This window comes from Hymenobacter arcticus, assembly GCF_054779975.1.
The window spans coordinates 1-17,049 of the sequence record NZ_BAAGXF010000002.1; the positions used below are offsets into that span (position 1 = coordinate 1).

Annotated in this window: 16 protein-coding genes; 9 read left to right on the plus strand and 7 right to left on the minus strand. The window is 64.1% G+C overall.

Annotation, left to right across the window (positions count from 1 at the left end):
• Positions 1-186: 186 nt before the first annotated feature.
• The gene (locus ACYVGC_RS03580; protein ID WP_460582418.1) at positions 187-831 is read left to right on the plus strand and encodes a response regulator transcription factor; all 645 of its coding nucleotides are present in this window, start codon (positions 187-189) and stop codon (positions 829-831) included.
• A 96-nt stretch (positions 832-927) separates the two neighbouring features.
• Here ACYVGC_RS03580 and ACYVGC_RS03585 read toward each other — a convergent pair whose 3' ends face one another.
• Positions 928-1,224 (minus strand): KGG domain-containing protein, encoded by a 297-nt coding sequence (locus ACYVGC_RS03585; protein ID WP_460582419.1) that lies wholly within the window; start codon positions 1,222-1,224, stop codon positions 928-930.
• A gap of 351 nt (positions 1,225-1,575) precedes the next feature.
• Here ACYVGC_RS03585 and ACYVGC_RS03590 point away from each other — a divergent pair, with 351 nt between their 5' ends.
• The gene (locus ACYVGC_RS03590; RefSeq protein ID WP_460582420.1) at positions 1,576-2,010 is read left to right on the plus strand and encodes a hypothetical protein; all 435 of its coding nucleotides are present in this window, start codon (positions 1,576-1,578) and stop codon (positions 2,008-2,010) included.
• On the opposite strand, the gene cdaA is transcribed toward ACYVGC_RS03590, so the two are convergent.
• Together cdaA and folP are read right to left on the minus strand one after the other, a co-directional pair.
• A complete protein-coding gene (gene cdaA, locus ACYVGC_RS03595; RefSeq protein ID WP_460582421.1) occupies positions 2,007-2,810 on the minus strand; it encodes a diadenylate cyclase in 804 nt (267 codons plus the stop codon). The two genes, ACYVGC_RS03590 and cdaA, sit on opposite strands and share 4 nt — an antisense overlap.
• 72 nt (positions 2,811-2,882) lie before the next feature.
• Positions 2,883-3,743, minus strand: a complete 861-nt coding sequence (gene folP / locus ACYVGC_RS03600; RefSeq protein ID WP_460582422.1) for a dihydropteroate synthase — start codon at positions 3,741-3,743, stop codon at positions 2,883-2,885.
• Between the two features lie 184 nt (positions 3,744-3,927).
• On the opposite strand from folP, the gene ACYVGC_RS03605 reads away from it, so the two are divergent.
• From ACYVGC_RS03605 to ACYVGC_RS03625, 5 genes are all read left to right on the plus strand, one after another.
• Positions 3,928-4,467, plus strand: coding sequence for a DUF1599 domain-containing protein (locus ACYVGC_RS03605; protein WP_460582423.1), 540 nt, complete (start codon positions 3,928-3,930; stop codon positions 4,465-4,467).
• Between the two features lie 89 nt (positions 4,468-4,556).
• Positions 4,557-5,720 (plus strand): BT_3928 family protein, encoded by a 1,164-nt coding sequence (locus tag ACYVGC_RS03610; RefSeq protein WP_460582424.1) that lies wholly within the window; start codon positions 4,557-4,559, stop codon positions 5,718-5,720.
• A 368-nt stretch (positions 5,721-6,088) separates the two neighbouring features.
• A complete protein-coding gene (locus ACYVGC_RS03615) occupies positions 6,089-7,150 on the plus strand; it encodes an ABC transporter permease (protein WP_460582425.1) in 1,062 nt (353 codons plus the stop codon).
• A gap of 179 nt (positions 7,151-7,329) precedes the next feature.
• Positions 7,330-7,869: a shikimate kinase gene (locus tag ACYVGC_RS03620; protein WP_460582426.1), complete on the plus strand. Its 540-nt coding sequence runs from the start codon at positions 7,330-7,332 to the stop codon at positions 7,867-7,869.
• A gap of 86 nt (positions 7,870-7,955) precedes the next feature.
• Complete coding sequence (locus ACYVGC_RS03625; RefSeq protein WP_460582427.1) at positions 7,956-8,618, plus strand: sterol desaturase family protein; 663 nt, start codon at positions 7,956-7,958, stop codon at positions 8,616-8,618.
• An 80-nt stretch (positions 8,619-8,698) separates the two neighbouring features.
• Here ACYVGC_RS03625 and ACYVGC_RS03630 read toward each other — a convergent pair whose 3' ends face one another.
• Entirely contained in the window at positions 8,699-8,899 is a 201-nt protein-coding gene (locus ACYVGC_RS03630; RefSeq protein WP_460582428.1) for a hypothetical protein, read from the minus strand.
• A 169-nt stretch (positions 8,900-9,068) separates the two neighbouring features.
• Here ACYVGC_RS03630 and galK point away from each other — a divergent pair, with 169 nt between their 5' ends.
• Complete coding sequence (gene galK, locus ACYVGC_RS03635; RefSeq protein WP_460582429.1) at positions 9,069-10,238, plus strand: galactokinase; 1,170 nt, start codon at positions 9,069-9,071, stop codon at positions 10,236-10,238.
• Positions 10,239-10,379: 141 nt separating this feature from the next.
• On the plus strand, positions 10,380-11,435 hold the full coding sequence (locus ACYVGC_RS03640) for a galactose-1-phosphate uridylyltransferase (RefSeq protein ID WP_460582430.1): 1,056 nt from the start codon (positions 10,380-10,382) through the stop codon (positions 11,433-11,435).
• Between the two features lie 240 nt (positions 11,436-11,675).
• Here the strand turns inward: ACYVGC_RS03640 and ACYVGC_RS03645 are convergent, their stop codons facing one another.
• The 3 genes from ACYVGC_RS03645 to ACYVGC_RS03655 all read right to left on the minus strand — a co-directional run bounded on the left by ACYVGC_RS03645 (position 11,676) and on the right by ACYVGC_RS03655 (position 16,955).
• Positions 11,676-12,038, minus strand: a complete 363-nt coding sequence (locus tag ACYVGC_RS03645; protein WP_460582431.1) for an STAS domain-containing protein — start codon at positions 12,036-12,038, stop codon at positions 11,676-11,678.
• Positions 12,039-12,155: 117 nt separating this feature from the next.
• Positions 12,156-13,742 (minus strand): PAS domain-containing sensor histidine kinase, encoded by a 1,587-nt coding sequence (locus ACYVGC_RS03650; RefSeq protein WP_460582432.1) that lies wholly within the window; start codon positions 13,740-13,742, stop codon positions 12,156-12,158.
• Between the two features lie 174 nt (positions 13,743-13,916).
• The gene (locus tag ACYVGC_RS03655; protein ID WP_460582433.1) at positions 13,917-16,955 is read right to left on the minus strand and encodes a PAS domain-containing protein; all 3,039 of its coding nucleotides are present in this window, start codon (positions 16,953-16,955) and stop codon (positions 13,917-13,919) included.
• Between the last annotated feature and the right edge of the window lie 94 nt (positions 16,956-17,049).

A 17,049-nucleotide genomic window follows, 5' to 3' on the forward strand; every position in this document is an offset into this window, starting at 1 on the left:
CCCGAAAACTACCTCGCCATGCTCCATTTTGCCTGCGCTCGAATCACTTGGTATAATTGCCTATTTGGATAGCCTCTAAGTAAAGTACGGGGAGCTTTCTTTACACGCTGTGGAAAGCTAGCTGGCTTGCCCGCCATCCGTTGCGCTGCGCATCGTGCGGCCGGCCCGGCCCGTATACCTGTTATTATGAGCCGTATTTTTTTGGTTGATGACCACACTATTGTGCGCGATGGCCTGCGGGCGCTGCTAGCCGGTGAGCCCAATATTGAGGTAGTGGGCGAAGCCAGCAATGGCCAGGAGCTTCTCGACCGCCTGCCCACTTGCCCCGCCGACCTCGTGCTGCTCGATGCCAACATGCCCGTGCTCGATGGCCTGGCCACCACCCTGCGCCTGCGGGCCGAGTACCCCGAAGTGCGGGTGCTCATCCTGAGTATGCTGGCGCATGAGCGCTACATCGGGCAGCTGTTTGATGCGGGCGCGCTGGGCTACGTGCTCAAAAGCGCCGAAAAAGGGGAGATTCTGGTAGCCATCCAGACGGTGATTGCCGGGCGCCAATTTTTGTGCAGTGACCTGGGCCTCAATATGTTGCGCAAAGTTCTGGCGAAGGATGACGAAATGGACGCCACTACGAAGGCAAGCCAGCTATCGCGCCGCGAAAGCGAGGTACTGCAACTACTATCCGAAGGCCTGACTACCAATGAGATAGCCGAAAAGCTTTTCACCAGCAAGCGCACCATCGAAACGCACCGCCAGAACATTCTGGAAAAGACTCAGACGAAGAATACCGCAGCCCTCATTCGCCTGGCCGTGACGCAGGGCCTGCTTACGTAGGCAGCAGCCAGGTACCGTTTTTAACACAAGTAAGCCTGGCCCCTATGGGGCCAGGCTTACTTGTGTTAAGTAGCTAACTAACAGTTAGCTACTAAATTACATCTGATTTTTTTTGGCTTTAGCAATTGGCGTTTCCGCAGCGCGAACGGGGCCGCGCCGGCTGGTGAGCCCGCCTTTGCGGCCCGCTTCGCGGGCCTCGTCGGCGGTCCACTTGTGGCCTTGGCCGCTGGCGTGCGAGGCCTTGCCGCCTTCGCTGGCAATGCGGCGCTGCTCGGCGGGGTCCATGCTGGCGAAGCCCCGGCGGCTGGTGCGGCTGCCATCGCCGATGCGGGCGGCCGGGCGGGCTTTGAGCGGGAGGGCACTGGCGGCGGCGGAATTCTGAACCGGTTTCATAGGAGTAGCGGAAAAAGATGGAAAACTGGGCTGCGGAGGCAGGTAACTGGTACTATGCTGCCCAACGGCAAACAAGGCAACAACGTCCATCTTTTTATGCCTAAAAAGCTAGTTTTCAAGCTAATTACCAACTTATACGGACCACCTCTCAGGGTTTTTCGCGGCTAGCTTACGTAGCGCGTGCAGCAAATTGCGGAAAACACGTAGCTGAACAATACGCCGGCCTTGAGCGCCGTTGCAAAGGCAATAAACAGGTACTTATACTTAGGCAAAATCACGTATAAAACGCATACAACTCCTTGACTGGTAGCCGTATCTTTGCTTTATTGCACTTCTATCTTCCCGCTTGCTATGACCAACGCCTTCTTCTTGCTCATCCTGCCCACGCGCTCGCTCACCATTCACCTGGGCAGCCACCAGAAGCGAATGGGACTTAGCCTGCGCGGGGGCTGCTCGAGCGCCGCCGACGCGGCGCACCTGGGCCAGGCTATGCAGCTGTTGCTTGACCGCCACCCCACCCAAGCCTGGATTGATACGCAGCAGCTGCACTCGCTCAGCCAGCTGGGCCAGCAAGCACTGCTGCGGGCCGATACCAGCGGCAAACAAGCCGGCGTAGCCGTGCACTGGTGCGGGCTGCCCGCCGTGCTTCGGCACGAGCTGAGCGCCAGCGGCATTGCCCAGCAGCTTGACCTACAGCCGGCCAGCAGCTACGAAGGACCAGATTTCCTGCTGCCCGCCCGGGCCACTGCCAGCCCGCCCCCACCCAGGCAGCTGCCGACCGCCTAGGCGGCGGGGCCGGCCAGTAGCCACTCTTGCAGGCGGGCCTTGAGCTCGGGGGCGGCCAGGCCGCGGTAGATTTCGCCGTGGCGCACGAGGCTCATCTGGCCGGTTTCTTCGCTCACTACCAGCACCACGGCGTCGGTGGCCTCGGTGAGGCCCAGGGCGGCGCGGTGGCGCAGCCCCAGGGCGGCGGGCACCTCGGGGTTCTGGCTCACCGGCAAGATGCAACGGGCGGCCACCAGGCGGCCCTGGGCCACGATGACGGCACCGTCGTGCAGGGGCGAGGTCTTGTTGAAAATGGCCAGCAGCAGGCGCTTGCTGGGCTCAGCATCGAGGCGGTCGCCCGATTCGGCGTAGGAGCTGAGGTCGGAGGTGAGGGTGAAGCAGATGAGTGCGCCGGTTTCTTTGCTGGCCAGGCTTTTGGCGGCCTCCACAAAGGCCAGCACACTGGCCGTGCCCGTAGGCTGGCCGCTGGGCCGCCGCCACCAGCCCAGCGGGCCGCCGCCCTCCAGCGCCGCCTTGCCCACATTCAGCAAAAACCGCCGGATTTCCTGCTGAAATAAAATGATGCTGGCCAGCACGCCCACGCTCATAAACTGCCCCAGAATGGCCGATAATAGCCCCAGGCCCAGCGCATTCACCACCAGGTACACCAGGTACAAGCTTAGCAGCCCGAGCGCCACGTTGAGGGCCACCGAGCCGCGCAGCAGCTTATAAAGCTGGTAGAGCAGCCAGGTTACGAGCAGCACATCGGCCACATCGACCAGCCCAATGTGCAGGAAGTAAAAGGGAAAAGGGAGGGACAAGGCAGCGGCGGCAATTGGAACAACAAAGAACGGCCTCACCCCCGCCGCAGGCAAGGTGCGGCCCGGTTATCTTCAGTGGCCGCACACCAGGTCAATGGTTTGGCGGGCCTCGGCCACGTCGTGCACGCGCAGCAGGCGCGCGCCGCCTTGCAGGGCCAGCACGTGCAGGGCGGTGGTGCCGTTGAGGGCCGTTTCGGGGCCCAGGCCGAGGGGCTTGTACACCATGGCCTTGCGCGATAGGCCCACCAGCAGGCCGTAGCCCAGCGGGGCCAGCTCAGGCAGGCGGCGCAGCAGCGCGTGGTTGTGGGTGGGCGTTTTGGCAAAGCCGAAGCCGGGGTCGAGCAGCACGTCGGGCAGCGGTTGGCCGCCATTGGCCTGGCGCAGCTTGGCGAGCTGGTCGCGGAAGAAGCGCAGCAGCGTGAGCACCAGGTCATCGTCATACTGCGCTAATTCTCTCATGGTCTGGGGGTTGCCCTTGATGTGCATGAGGCAGTAGGGCACCCGCAGGCGAGCCACGGTGGCCAGCATGTTGGCGTCGAGGGTGCCGCCGCCGATGTCGTTGATGAGGTCGGCGCCAGCGGCTACGGCGGCGGCGGCCACGCTGGCCCGGAAGGTATCGGCCGAGATAAACGCCTGCGGAAACTCACGGCGCAGCGCTTCGATGGCGGGTAGCAGGCGGGCCTGCTCCTCGGCGGGGCTGATGTCATCGGCCCCTGGGCGCGAGCTGTAGCCGCCCACGTCGAGGGCGGCGGCCCCGGCCGCGAGCATGGCTTCGGCGCGGCGCAGCAGGTCGGCCGCGGGGCTGCCGCCGAGCCGCGAGCCAGGGTAAAACGAATCGGGCGTGACGTTGAGAATACCCATTACCTGGGGCCGGCGCAAGTCGAGCAGGCGGCCGTGGGGGCTCTTTAGTGAATGAGTGAGTGAGTTTTGCAACGGCGTGGGTGGGGGTAGGGCGGCGGGGTAGGAGGAGCGGGAGGGGTAAATATCCGGCGTTGGGCGCGAACTTGCGGGGGTTTTCGGGTGGGTGCTTTCACCGCAGAACACGCAGAAGGGTACGCAGAAGAACCGCAGCGCGCGGCCGGCCCATTCACTCCTTCACTCATTCGCTCCTTCACCCTTGACTACCCCTGCCCACTACGACTTGATTCTGAGCCGCTGCCGCGAGCTGTTTTTGGCCAAAACTCACGACTACGGCACCGCTTGGCGCATTTTGCGCCTGCCTTCGGTTACGGACCAGATTTTTATCAAGGCCAACCGCATCCGCACCATCCAGGAAGTGGGCACCCAGAAAATTGCCGATGGCGTGGACGAGGAGTTCGTGGCCATCATCAACTACTGCCTCATTGCGCTTATGCAGCTGCGGCTGCCGGCTGGCGCGCCCCTCGACCTGCCTACCGAGCAGGTGGCCGCCGTCTACGACCACGAAAATGCGCTCAACCGCGAACTGCTGCTGGCCAAAAACCACGACTACGGCGAAGCCTGGCGCCAGATGCGCGTGAGCAGCATCACCGACCTCATTCTCATGAAGTTGCACCGCATCAAGCAGCTCGAAAACCTGGGTGGCGCGGCCCTGGTGAGCGAGAGCGTGGAGGGTGGCTACCGCGACATGCTCAACTACGCCGTGTTTGCCCTCATTTTGCGCGAAAACGCGGCATAAGCCGGCGCTTGTGCGTATTGCGGAGCGATTGGCGCGGTGCCACCTTCTTGCGCCGCCCCCTGTTATGGTCTTGGTTACTTCCTTTGTATATGCCCACTTCTAGCCTCGCGCCCGCCCCTCCTGCTCAGCATCGCCTCCGCATTTTTACGCGGGTGTGCTGGCTGCTGCTGGGCGTTTTGTTTATTTTTTCGGGCCTTATCAAGCTCAACGACCCGGTGGGCACGGCCTACAAGCTGGAAGAATACTTCGAGGTATTTGCCATTGATGTGCCCTGGCTGGGCTGGCTTTTCAACACCCTCAAGGACTCTAGCCGCCTGCTGAGCGTGGCGCTTAGCTCGCTCGAAGTAATCCTGGGGGTGGCGCTGCTGCTGCGCTGGTTTTTGCGCCGGGTGCTGTACCTGCTGCTGGCGATGCTCGTGTTTTTCACGTTTCTCACCTTTTATTCGGCTGCCCTCAACCGGGTGACGGACTGCGGCTGCTTCGGCGATTTTATCAAGCTCACGCCCTGGACGTCGTTTGCGAAAGACGTGTTTCTGCTGGTATTGTGGGGCTTTACGTTCAAGGGCCTGCGGTTTTTGCGCCACTCTTTTGTGAGCGGCATGGCCGGGCTCATGACCATGACGTTTGCCAGCGCGCTGGCCATTGGCATTGGGGTGCGGGCGCTGGGGCACCTGCCGTACTTCGACTTTTTGCCCTACAAAGTGGGCAACAATATCCCCCAGCTGATGAAGCCCGCCGAGGCCCCGCGCTACCGCTACACCTTTGAGCGCAACGGCCAAACGATGGAAGCGAGCGAGTTTCCGACCGATTCGACCTGGAAATACAAGGCCATGACGGTGCTCAACCCACTGAAATCGACGCCCGCTATCACCGACTTCGTGATTTCAGACCCCGAGGGCAACGACGTGACCAAGCAGATACTAACTGGTAACAAGCTGATTCTCATCGTTCAAAACACTAACAAGGCTGACCGCGAACGCTTCGAGCAGCTCAACGCGCTGTTTGCCCAGGCTGCCAAGTCGCGCAAAAACATTGGGGTGCTCACCATCACGAGCACGGCGGCCAGCAAGTTCGACTCGTTTCGGCACGACGTGAACCTGGCCACACCCTACGCCTTTGCCGATGCCACAGTGCTCAAGTCCATCATCCGCTCCAACCCCGGCCTGCTGGTGCTGCACAATGGCACGGTGGTGGCCAAGTACCACTACCACGACATTCCGGCGCTCTACCAGGTCGAGAAGGCCTTGCAGTAAGGAAGCAATGGGGTAATGTAGCCACTCAGAAAGTGGGCCGGTGGGCAGTTTTATGCAATAGCAGCCCGGCAAAAACGAGCTGGTTTGCCCGACAGGTTTCGAGGCGTACGCGCCGAGCGTTGGAGCCCTCAAGACAGGCGTTCCGCTGCCCGATTATGCGCTTTCCTGTACGCTCCTCCCGGCTGGACAGCCTGCCGACGTCCTTGGGAGGTGACAGGTAAAGCAGGGCCTATCCGAGTGGTCATGGGAGTCTTTTCTAGTGTAGGCCCGCCTGACTACTTCCTGAATAGCCTCGACAAGTACGAAGGTGACCTGTCGTCATCTTGCTAGCCAGCATTGGTAAATTATCCATTACCCCATCACCTAACATGCTCTTCTTCCTTTTGCGCCGCCTGGGCCAGGGCCTGCTGGTACTGGTGGGCGTGGCTTGCACGGTTTTTTTCCTATTCAACGTGCTGCCCGGCGACCCCGCGGCCCTGCTGGCCGGCCAGCGCTCGGACGTGGCCACCAAGGCCGCCATCCGGGCCGACCTGGGCCTCGACCAGCCGCTGCCCGCCCGCCTGCTGGGCTACCTGAATGATGCCTCGCCGCTGGGCGTGCACCCGCGCGATTCGGCCGGGGTGGCGCGCTACGGTGGCGTGGCGCTGCTGCCGCTGGGCGCGCAGCGCGCCCTGGTGCTGAAGTGGCCCTACCTGCGCCGCTCGTTTCAGAGCAACCAGGACGTGCTCAGCATCTTGCTCGACCGCTTTCCGGGCACGCTGTGGCTGGCGCTGGCGGCCATGCTGCTGGCGGCCGTGGGCGGCATTGCGCTGGGCGTGGCCGCAGCGCTGCGGCCCCAGTCGTGGCTCGACCGCATACTAGTAACTACTTCGGTGCTAGGCATTTCGGTGCCGTCGTTTGTGGCGGCCATTCTCATTGCCGTCAGCTTTGGCTTTTATTGGAGCCACTGGACGGGGCTGAGCCTCACGGGCCAGCTCTACGAAACCGACCCCTTCACCGCCGAGCGCCACCTGGTGCTGCGCAACCTGCTGCTGCCGGCCATTGCGCTGGGCGTGCGGCCGCTGGCCATCATCATGCAGCTCACGCGCTCCAGCATGCTCGACGTGCTGAGCCAGGACTACATCCGCACGGCCCGCGCCAAGGGCCTGAGCCCCGGCCGCACGGTGTGGCACCACGCCCTGCGCAACGCCCTCAACCCGGTGGTTACGGCCGTGTCGGGCTGGCTGGCCTCGCTCATGGCCGGCGCGTTCTTCATCGAATACATTTTCAACTGGAAAGGCCTGGGTACTACCACCTTACGGGCTGTGGAAAACCTTGATTTTCCGGTCGTAATGGGCGCCACGCTTTTCGTAGCGGCCATCTTCGTGCTGGTCAACATCGCCGTCGATATGCTGTACGCCGTGCTCGACCCGCGCGTGCGCATTAGCTAATCAGCAGTCGGCTTGGTATTTGTCTGTCATTGCGAGCGCAACGCAGTGGAGCGCGGCAATCTTTCCTTCACGCTGGGGGTAATAATTCCAATGCCGAGGACGACCAGGAAAGATTGCCGCGCTCCACTGCGTTGCGCTCGCAATGACGGGCGACTAAAACTGAACTAGGATTTGACCAAATGAACCACCTCTACCTCATCGGCCTGCCGGCATCGGGCAAAACCACGCTGGGGCGGCAGCTGGCCGCGCACTACGGCCGGGGCTTTCTCGACCTCGACCAGCGCATTGTGGCTGAGGCGGGGCAGTCGATACCCGCAATTTTTGCCGCGGAGGGCGAAGAAGGGTTTCGGCGGCGCGAGGCGGCGGCGCTGGCGGCCGTGGCCCAGCACCCCGGCCGGCCGCTGGTGGTGGCTACCGGCGGCGGCACGCCCTGCTTTCACGATAACCTGGTGGTGCTGCACGCCTCGGGCTTTGTGCTGTGGCTCGATGTGCCGCTACGGGAGCTAAAGCGCCGCCTGGCCCGGCGCAACCAGGCCGCCACCCGGCCGCTGCTGGCCGCCACCGCGGCCGCCGCCACGCCCCAGGAGGCCCTGGCCGACTGGCTCGACCGAACCCTGGCGGCCCGTTCGCAGTTCTATGCTCAGGCGCGGCTGCGCCACCCCGGTGGCCCGGCCGACGAGGTGGCTACTGCGCTCGAAGCGGCTGGCTTTCAGCCGTAGCCACGCACAACCACACCGGAGCGCACGGCGTAACTTTGTGGAATAAGATTGATTTTTTAGGTATTAAGTAAGATTTTAGCTTTTCTATGGCTACCCAATCCGACACTATTGCCCCGGCCAAACCGGCAGCGGCCCCGGTCCGGCCCAAGCACAAGGGCTCGGCCCAGCTTTTCAAGAACCCCGTGCTGGAGCGGCTTTCGCACACCCACATCGCGCTGCCGGTCAGCATCTTTATCGCTACCGCCCTGGTGAGCTTGTACTACGGCATCACGCGGGGCTTCGTATCGGGCTTGGCGGGGCTCGGGCTATTCCTGAGCGGGCTGCTGCTGTTTTCGTTCGTTGAATACCTGGTGCACCGCTACGTGTACCACATTCCGGCCACTACGGCCGGCCGGGCCAAATTTCAGTACACCATGCACGGCGTGCACCACGAGTATCCGAAGGACGAAACCCGGCTGGCCATGCCGCCTATTTTGACGGTGTTTGTGGCGTCGCTGCTGTTCTTCATTTTCCGGTTTGTGTTCGGTACCTGGGCTTTCGGCATCTTGTCGGGCTTCACGTTTGGCTACGCCATGTACCTGTTTGTGCACTACGCCATTCACATGTACGCGCCGCCCAAAAACTTCCTCAAAGTGTGGTGGACGCACCACGCCCAGCACCACTACCGCCAGGACGAGGTGGCGTTTGGCGTGAGCAGCACCCTTTGGGACCACGTTATCGGCACCATGCCCACCAAGCGGGCCGAGTAACCCGCAGCAGTAGTAGCATTAAAAAAGGCGCGGCTCCCGAATGGGGGCCGCGCCTTTTTAGCATCAAGCAGGTAATTATCTTATACCGACGTGCCGTTGCTGTTGCCGCCGCCGCCACCCATTTTGGTAACCAGCCACCACACCAGCAGCACTACCAGAAATACGCCGACGATACCCACCCAGGCACCCGCCTTAAAAATGTCACCAATAGCCGAGCAGCTGCTGAGCGTGGTCACCATCAAAATCAATGCAAACAGCGAAAGTAACCGCGAAGTAGTCATGAGAATAAGCAGAAGATGAAGAAAATACGCAGGGGCGCTACCGAGCGCGCCCCGTGAATTGGACTTACTTAAATACCCCGAAAAAGGTTGGCGCAGGCGTGCCCGCCGTAGGGCAGGACTGCGTAAAAAGTAGCGCATCCGGGCTTTTTACAGCACTTTTGCGCTCACTATGACTATTCCCACGCTGACGGCTGCTTTCGAGCGCCACTTTGGGGCGCTGCCCGACCTGGTACTGCGCGCGCCCGGCCGCATCAACCTCATTGGCGAGCACACCGACTACAACGATGGCCTGGTGCTACCAGCCGCCATCGACAAGGAAATCCGTTTTGCGATGCGCCTCAACGGCACCGACCGCATCCGGCTGGCGGCCCTCGACTTTGACGCGACCCACGAGGTGGCGGTAGCCGATATTGCGCCCATCCCCGACGGCCACTGGGCCAACTACCAGCTGGGCGTGGTGGCCGGCCTGCTGAAGCGCGGGGCCGTGGTGCCGGGCTTCGACTGCGCCTTTGGGGGGGATATTCCGAGCGGGGCGGGCTTGTCGTCGTCGGCCGCCGTGGAGTGCGGCGTGGCCTGGGGCCTCAACGAGCTGCTGCACCTGGGCCTCGACACCATGACGCTGGCCCACATTGCCCAGATGGCCGAGCACGAGTACGCCAAGGTGATGTGCGGGCTCATGGACCAGTTTGCCAGCCTCTTTGGTCGGGCCGGCCACGTGGTAGAGCTCGACTGCCGCTCACTCGAATACGCCTACTTTCCCTTCAACACCGCTGACTGCCGCCTGGTGCTTTGCAACTCGGGCGTGAAGCACGCGCTGGCCGACAGCGAGTACAATACCCGCCGCGAAGAGTGCGCCCGCGGCGTGGATATACTGCAAGCTAAAAACCCAAAAATCAATTCGTTACGCGATGCCACGCTGCCCGACATTGAAGCCGCCCAGGCCGAGCTAGGCGAGGTAGTAGCCAAGCGCTGCCGCTACGTGGTGGAGGAAAACCAGCGCGTGCGCGACCTCACGGCCCGCCTCGCCGAGCACCAGTCGCTGGCCGAAGTGGGCGAGCTACTTTACGCCAGCCACGCCGGCCTGCGCGACCTTTACCAGGTGAGCTGCAATGAGCTGGACGTGCTGGTGGAGCTGAGCCGCCAGGCCCCCGGCTGCTACGGCGCCCGCATGATGGGCGGCGGTTTCGGCGGCTGCACCCTCAACCTGGTAGCCACCCACCAGGTAAAGGAATTTTTAGCCCACATGAAGCAGGGCTACCACGACCAGCTAGGCCTTAAACTCGATACCTACGTGACCACCCTGGCCGACGGCGTGGGCGAGTTTTTGAACGAGGAGTAGCGCTTTGGGAATTTCCCGCAGAGGTACGCTAAGCGCGAACGTTAAAACTCAGCGTACCTCTGCGATTTTCCTCGGCGCACCTCAGCGGGAACTTCCCGAACGACACACGCTAAAGCCCACCACCGACTTTTACCTATCCCTATGTTTGATTTCACCGAACAGCCGCACCGCCGCTTCAACCCCCTGCTCGACGAGTGGGTCCTCGTGTCGCCGCACCGCGCCAAGCGCCCTTGGCAGGGCCAGCAAGAAGAGGATAAGGCCGAGGTGCGCCCCGCCTACGACCCCACCTGCTACCTCTGCCCCGGCAACCCCCGCACCAGCGGCGACGTGAACCCAAAGTATGAGCACCAGTTTGTGTTCGACAACGACTTTGCGGCGCTGCTGCCCGAAGGCGAAGGCGGCACCTACGAGGAGGGCGGCCTGCTGCGCGCCGAAGCCGAAACGGGCCACTGCCGCGTCATCTGCTTTTCGCCGCGCCACGACCTGACGCTGCCCGAAATGCCGGTGTCGGAAATCCGCCGCGTGGTGGACGTATGGACCGACGAGTTTCGCACGCTCGGGGCTGACCCGAACATTAACTACGTGCAAATATTTGAGAACAAGGGCTTTGTGATGGGCTGCTCGAACCCGCATCCGCACGGCCAAATCTGGAGCGAGCGCACCGTACCCGACCTGCCCGCCAAGGAAGCCCGCGCCCAGAAAGCGTACTTCGACCAGCACGGCCGCACACTGCTCAGCGACTACCTCGCCATTGAGGAGAAAACCAAAACCCGCTTCGTGGTCGAAAACGACACTTGGGTGGTGCTGGTGCCCTTCTGGGCGGTGTGGCCCTTCGAAACGCTGGTACTGCCGCGCCGCGCCGTGCAGGACCTCACCCAACTCACTGAGCCCGAGCGCGATGACCTGGCCGATATTATCAGCCAGCTCACTATCAAGTACGACAACCTGTTCGAAATCAGCTTCCCGTACTCGGCCGGTTTCCACCAGCGCCCCACCGATGGCCAGGACTACCCCGAGTGGCACCTGCACATGCACTTTATGCCGCCGCTGCTACGCTCGGCCACGGTGAAGAAGTTCATGGTGGGCTACGAACTGCTGGCCAATGCCCAGCGCGACATCACGCCCGAGCAGGCCGCCGAGCGCCTGCGCGCGCTGCCCGCCGTGCACTACAAGGCGGCCGCGGCGGCAGCCAAGTAGCCCACGCCTTTTGCCACCAACGCAAGACTGCCCCGGCCGCTAAGCGACCGGGGCAGTCTTGCGTTGGTGCGGGTGCTTCGCGCGCCGGTCCGACGTCGAAGCCGGCCGACCGGTTGGCGCGTGAACGATGGCGGCACGACTAACCACGCGGCGCCTATGTCAACCGGTCGGCCGGCTTCGCCGTCGGACCGGCGCATGGCCCGTCTTATGCCTTGCTGTGTCAATCAATTTTTACGCTAGCTACAGCAGCAGCGCGGCGGGGCCCTGGTAGCCCGTGGCGGGCAGCAAACTCAGCAGCAGGTGCAGGCCGTTGGTGGTGAGCTGGGTGAGCACGGCGGGCTCCAGGCCGCACCAGTAGAGGGTGCGCCCCGCCAGCCGCGCCCGCTGGTTGGCGTTGAAAATGGCCCGTTGGCCCTGCCAGTTGAGCGAGGTGAGGTAGCGGCAATCCACCCAAATGAGCGTCGAGCCGGCGGCGACCATCTCATCAATGGCGCGTTCGAGCTGCTGAGCCGGGCCGGTGCCCTGGCAATTGCCACGTAGGCTAAGGCCAGCCGCAGCGGGGTTATTACTGAGGTGAACCGTAAAAACGGTGGTGGTTTCCATAGCAGAGCGAGCTTGTGTAATCTTTTTGAGATTAACTTACACAAAACTACTGCGTAGGAAAGTTTCAAAAGTGCGGTAATTACTGATTTTTTCTAGTAATAATCCGCAATCGCCGGCTTATTTGGGGCCCGCCGGGGCCACTACCGGTATTTGCAGGAAGAAACCCGTGCCCCGCCCCGGCCGCGACTGCACCGTGACGGTGCCGCCCAGCAGCCCCGCCCGCGTGCGAATGCCGGCCAGCCCAATGCCCAGGGGCGGGCCCTGCACGGCCTCGGGGGCCAGGCCCACGCCATCGTCCTCCACGCTGAGGTAGAGCTGGCCGTCTTCCTGGCTCACTTGCACAAACACTTCCTGGGCCTGCGCGTGCTTCATCACATTATTAAGCAGCTCTTGCACAATGCGATACACCGCCGTAGCCAGCAACGAGGGCAGCGACGCATTCAGGCCCCGCAGGTTGAGGTCGACGGCCAGGCTGCCCGGCATGCGGCTCACCAGCTCTTGCAGGGCCACGGCCAGGCCAAAGTCTTCGAGGATGGTGGGCGTGAGCTCGAAAGATATGCTGCGCGTAGCCACAATAGCCTCATTGATAAGCGCTTGGCTGGCCCGCACGGCCTCAGTAGCGGGCAGGGCATCGAGGTGAAGGCGGGTGCCGTAGAGCAGCTGGCCCACGCTGTTGTGCAGGGCCTCGGCAATGCGGCGGCGCTCTTCCTCCTGGGTAGCCAGGATGGCGGCCAGCAGCTCCTGCTGCTGGCGCACGGCGGCTTCCTTCAGCTGCTCCGAGTCGGTGATGTCGAGGGCAAACACCACCACTTCCTGGCGCTGGGCGTCGAAAAAGCCCGAGCAGTGCAGCACCACCGCCTGCTCCTGGTAGGTGAGGTGCAGCACGTAGCTTTCGCGGTGGCCCGCCAGCAGCCGCTGAAAGTGGGGCGAGGTAGGCGGAAACAGCTTGGCCGCCACCTCGCCCACCAGCTCATTGTCGGCCAGGCCCAGCCGGCGCAGGGCCGAGCCGGCTAGCTCGCGGTAGCGGCCATCGGGGCCCAGGCGGGCCAGCACCACGGGCATTTGCTGCACAATGGTATCGAGGAGGCGGTTTTTGGCACTTAGCTCGTCCTGGGCCTGGCGGCGGGCCGTCACGTCGAGCAGCACCAGGCGGCAGCTGCCCGGCAGCTGGTCCAGGGCATCGCCCTCGGCCAGCACCACGCCTTCGAGCTGGCCCACGAAGGGCGAGTTGTCGGCGCGGCGCATGGCCAGCTCGCAGCTTTGGCGCTGGCCGGGCTGGGCCCACAGGCGTGCCAGAAAGTGGGTTAGCTGGTCGCGCGCGGCGGGGACCACAAACAGGGCCAGCCGCCGGCCCAGCAGCTGGCGGCGCTCCTGGCCCAGCAGCTGGCCGGTGCGCAGGTTGAGCTGGTGCAGCGTGCCCGTGGCATCGAGGGTGCAGTAGCCTATCGGCGCAAAGTCGTAGAGGTCAAGGTATTGCAGGCGACTATGCTCGGCCTCGGCCTGGGCCAGCAGCAGCTCTTCGTACTGCATTTCGAGCTCTATCTGGTGCACTTGCAGCTCCTGCACCAACTGCTGCACATCGGGGGCAGTGCCGGGGGGCAGGCTGACCGCCACCAGCCCACGGCGCTCGGCGCGGGCGCGCAGGCCTTGCAGGGCGGCGTGGGGGTCGGCGGGCGGCGGTGGGGTGGGGGCAGGGCGTTTCATAGGCAAAAGCAGGTGAGCGCGGGCCCAGCGGCGGCCGGGCGGGCGGCTGGGAGCCCACCAGCACTAATTTACGAGTATTTTATTGATTATAAGCTACTTAATCAATACTTGCGCGGGGCCGGCAGCACACCAGCCAGCTTTCTCCGCGGGAGCGCGCGGGGGCAGAAAACGGCGTTAGCGGGCCAGCGGCAGCGTCACGGTAAAGGTAGAGCCCACGCCAGGCTGGCTCTGCACGGCAATGGTGCCGCCGGCGTTTTCGACCAGGCGCTTCACCATGTAGAGGCCCACGCCCGAGCCCTCGACGTGGCTGTGCAGGCGCCGAAACATGCGAAACAGCTGGCCCCGCTGGGTTTCGCTCAGGCCGAGGCCATTATCCTGCACCACCAGCATTACCTGGCCGGCGTGGGCGTAGCAGCGCAGGGCCACCACCGGCGGGCGGGCGGGGTCGCGGTACTTCACGGCGTTGCTGAGCAGGTTGTACACCACCGAGCGCAGGGTTTTGGGGGGGCACTGCACCGCCAGGCCCGGCGCACTATCCACGCTGAGCGTGGCCTGGGCGGCCAGCAGCAGCGGAGCCAGGTCGAGGCGCACGGCCTCTACCTGGGCGGCCACATCCACGGCCTCGGCGGGCGCGGTGGCGGCTTCCTGCTGCAGCTGGCCAATGTCGGTGAGGTGCCCGATGGTTTGCTGAAAGCGGGCCACCGCGTCGCGCATCAACCCCAGGATGCGGGGCACCAGCGGGGCGGCCAGGGCGGCGGGCGGCAGCTGCTCGCGCAGGGCCGACAGCAGCCCCTCAATGTTGGTGATGGGTGCTTTGAGGTCGTGCGAGGCGGTGTACACAAACGTGTCGAGGTCGGTGTTGGTGCGCAGCAGGCGGGCGTTGGTGTCGGCCAGCGTGGCGTTGGTGGCTTGCAACGCCTCGTTGAGGGCCAGCACCTGCTGGCGGGCCAGCACCTGCTCGGTTACCTCGGTGCCAATGGCAATGACACCGCTAACAGCCTGGTTATCACCAAGCAAAGGCTGAAACACGAAATTAACGTAGGCCTGCGTGGGCTGGCCCGTGTGCGCCCGCGCGAAGGTGACGGGGGCCTCGGTGACGGTGTGCGGCTGGCCCGTGCGCAGCACCTCGGCCAGCACCTGCTCAAAGCCCTGGCCCGCCGTGTCGGGCACGGCCTCGAAGTAGGGGCGGCCCCGCACGTGGGCCGGCACGCGGCCCCAGATGCGGCCCACCGCCGCGTTGGCCAGCTCCACTACCAGGGCGGGGCCGCGCAGGATGGCAATGGCCACCGGGGCCTGCTCAAAAATGCGCTGCAGCTCGGCCTGCTGCGCCTCGCGCTGCTGGCGGGCCAGCACCTTGTCCGTGACGTCGAAGGCAAAGACGCCCACGCCCACAATGGCCCCTTCCTCGCGGTAGGCCTGGTAGGTGAAGTTGTAGTAGCGCGGGCGGGGCGGCTGGCCGGGGGCCGGCGCGCTGGCCAGCTGCTCCTCCACGCCGTGGTAGGGCGTGCCCGTTTGGTACACTTCGTCGAGCCGGGCCAGAAACTCGTGGGCTTCGGGCTGCACCGCGGCCATGCCGTGGCCCCGCAGCGGGCGGCCCGGAAACAGCGCCTGGTAGGCCGGGTTGAGGTACTCGATGCGGTGGTCGGGCTCGCGCAGCAGGCAAATGGCGGCCGGGGCCTGCTCAAAAAGCTGGTAGAGGTTTTCGCGCTCCTGGCTTTGGCGCTGCACGGCGGCCAGCACGGCGGCTTGCAGCGTGCTGGCCTGGCGCTGGGCCAGTACCTTATCGGTCACGTCCACGATAAAGGCCAGAATGCCCTGCGGCTGCCGCTGCCCATCAAACAGGGGCTGGTAAAGCATATCCAAGTAGCGCTGCTGGCCGGGTCCGGCGGCCGGGCCGGGCAGCAGCACCGGCATTTCGCTGCCCACAAAGGGCTGGCCAGTGGCGTACACCTGGTCGAGCAGGCCCATGAAGCCCTGGGCCACCACTTCGGGCACCACCTCGGCCACCGGGCGGCCCAGGGCCGTGCGCCCGGCTACCAGGCTGTGGTACTGGTCGTTGAAGAACGAGTAGCGGTGCTCGGGGCCGGTGAGGGCGGCAATGGCGGCTGGCACCTGGCCCAGAATCTGGCTGAGCAGGCCCTGCTGCACGCGCAACTGCTCGCGCTGCCCCTGCGCCTCGTGCAGGGCGGCGCGGGCTTCGGCGGTGCGGGCCGCCACGCGGGCCTCCAGTTCCTCGTTGAGGCGCTGCAAGTCGTGCTGGGTTTCGCCCAGCGCCTGGTTGGTGGCCAGCAGCGCCTCGTTGTTGGCCCGCAGCTCTTCGTTGATAACGGCCAGCTCGTCGTGCAGCTCCTGCACGCGCTGGCGGGCCAGCACCTGCTCGGTCACTTCCACGGCCACATCTACCACGCCCAGCATCCGGCCCTGCGCATCGTAAATGGGCTGATACACAAAGTTATAGTAGATGGTTTGCAGCCGGCCATCGCGCTGCATTTGGGCGGGGGCTTCGGTGCCCGTCACGGGCACCTGCGTGGCCAGCACCTGGTGCAGCAGCGCGTCGAAGCCCTGGCCGCGCAGCTCGGGCACGGCTTGCAGCAGGGGCTGGCCCACCACGGCCTCGGGCGTGCGGCCCCACAGGGCAGCCATTTGCGCGTTGGCGGCCGCAATGCGCAGGGTGGGGCCTTCAAACAGGCCAATGGCCACGGGGGCCTGCGTGAGCAGGGCGTGCAGCGTGGTACGCTCGGCCTCGGCGGCGGCCAGGGCCTGCTGCTCGCGGGCCTGGCTCTGGCGCAGGGCTTCTTCCACGGCCGTGCGGGGCTGGTCGTTGGTGTCGGTAAAGCTCACCAGCAGCAGCGGGCCGTGGCGCTGGGCCGCCAGGTGAAAGTAGCCGTCGAGCTGGTCGTGCTGGTAGTTGGCCTGGCACTGCGCGGGCTGGCCCGAGTGCCAGGCCTGCGCATAAAAAGCAAACACGCCCGTGGTGCGGGCGTGCGGAAACAGCGTCAGAAACGATTCGGGGGGGCGCACCGGCAGTCGCAGCATGCGCTGGGCGGCGGGGTTGAGGTGCTCGTAGGTGAGGTCGAGCACGTCGGTACCGTTGGCGGCCAGCACCGGCCGAAACAGGATAACGCCCGCCACCGACACGGTGAGCAGCACCTGGAGCAACGCTTCCGAAACCGGCACATCGGCCGGCAGCGGCCGGAAATCTAAATCAGCCATTATCTAAAACTAAACTAAGTAGTGAGCCCTTAGCTTTTACTCTGATTAACAAACGGTTGCAGCACTACTACTACTCGTTTACTTTTGGTCTGTT

Coding starts and splice junctions, on each gene's coding strand:
- ACYVGC_RS03650 (WP_460582432.1), bottom strand. CDS start 13,742: ATGAAACGCCCTGCCCCCACCCCACCGCCGCCCGCCGACCCCCACGCC.
- ACYVGC_RS03620 (WP_460582426.1), top strand. CDS start 7,330: ATGAACCACCTCTACCTCATCGGCCTGCCGGCATCGGGCAAAACCACG.
- ACYVGC_RS03615 (WP_460582425.1), top strand. CDS start 6,089: ATGCTCTTCTTCCTTTTGCGCCGCCTGGGCCAGGGCCTGCTGGTACTG.
- ACYVGC_RS03585 (WP_460582419.1), bottom strand. CDS start 1,224: ATGAAACCGGTTCAGAATTCCGCCGCCGCCAGTGCCCTCCCGCTCAAA.
- ACYVGC_RS03610 (WP_460582424.1), top strand. CDS start 4,557: ATGCCCACTTCTAGCCTCGCGCCCGCCCCTCCTGCTCAGCATCGCCTC.
- ACYVGC_RS03645 (WP_460582431.1), bottom strand. CDS start 12,038: ATGGAAACCACCACCGTTTTTACGGTTCACCTCAGTAATAACCCCGCT.
- galK (WP_460582429.1), top strand. CDS start 9,069: ATGACTATTCCCACGCTGACGGCTGCTTTCGAGCGCCACTTTGGGGCG.
- ACYVGC_RS03625 (WP_460582427.1), top strand. CDS start 7,956: ATGGCTACCCAATCCGACACTATTGCCCCGGCCAAACCGGCAGCGGCC.
- ACYVGC_RS03640 (WP_460582430.1), top strand. CDS start 10,380: ATGTTTGATTTCACCGAACAGCCGCACCGCCGCTTCAACCCCCTGCTC.
- ACYVGC_RS03655 (WP_460582433.1), bottom strand. CDS start 16,955: ATGGCTGATTTAGATTTCCGGCCGCTGCCGGCCGATGTGCCGGTTTCG.
- ACYVGC_RS03590 (WP_460582420.1), top strand. CDS start 1,576: ATGACCAACGCCTTCTTCTTGCTCATCCTGCCCACGCGCTCGCTCACC.
- ACYVGC_RS03630 (WP_460582428.1), bottom strand. CDS start 8,899: ATGACTACTTCGCGGTTACTTTCGCTGTTTGCATTGATTTTGATGGTG.
- ACYVGC_RS03580 (WP_460582418.1), top strand. CDS start 187: ATGAGCCGTATTTTTTTGGTTGATGACCACACTATTGTGCGCGATGGC.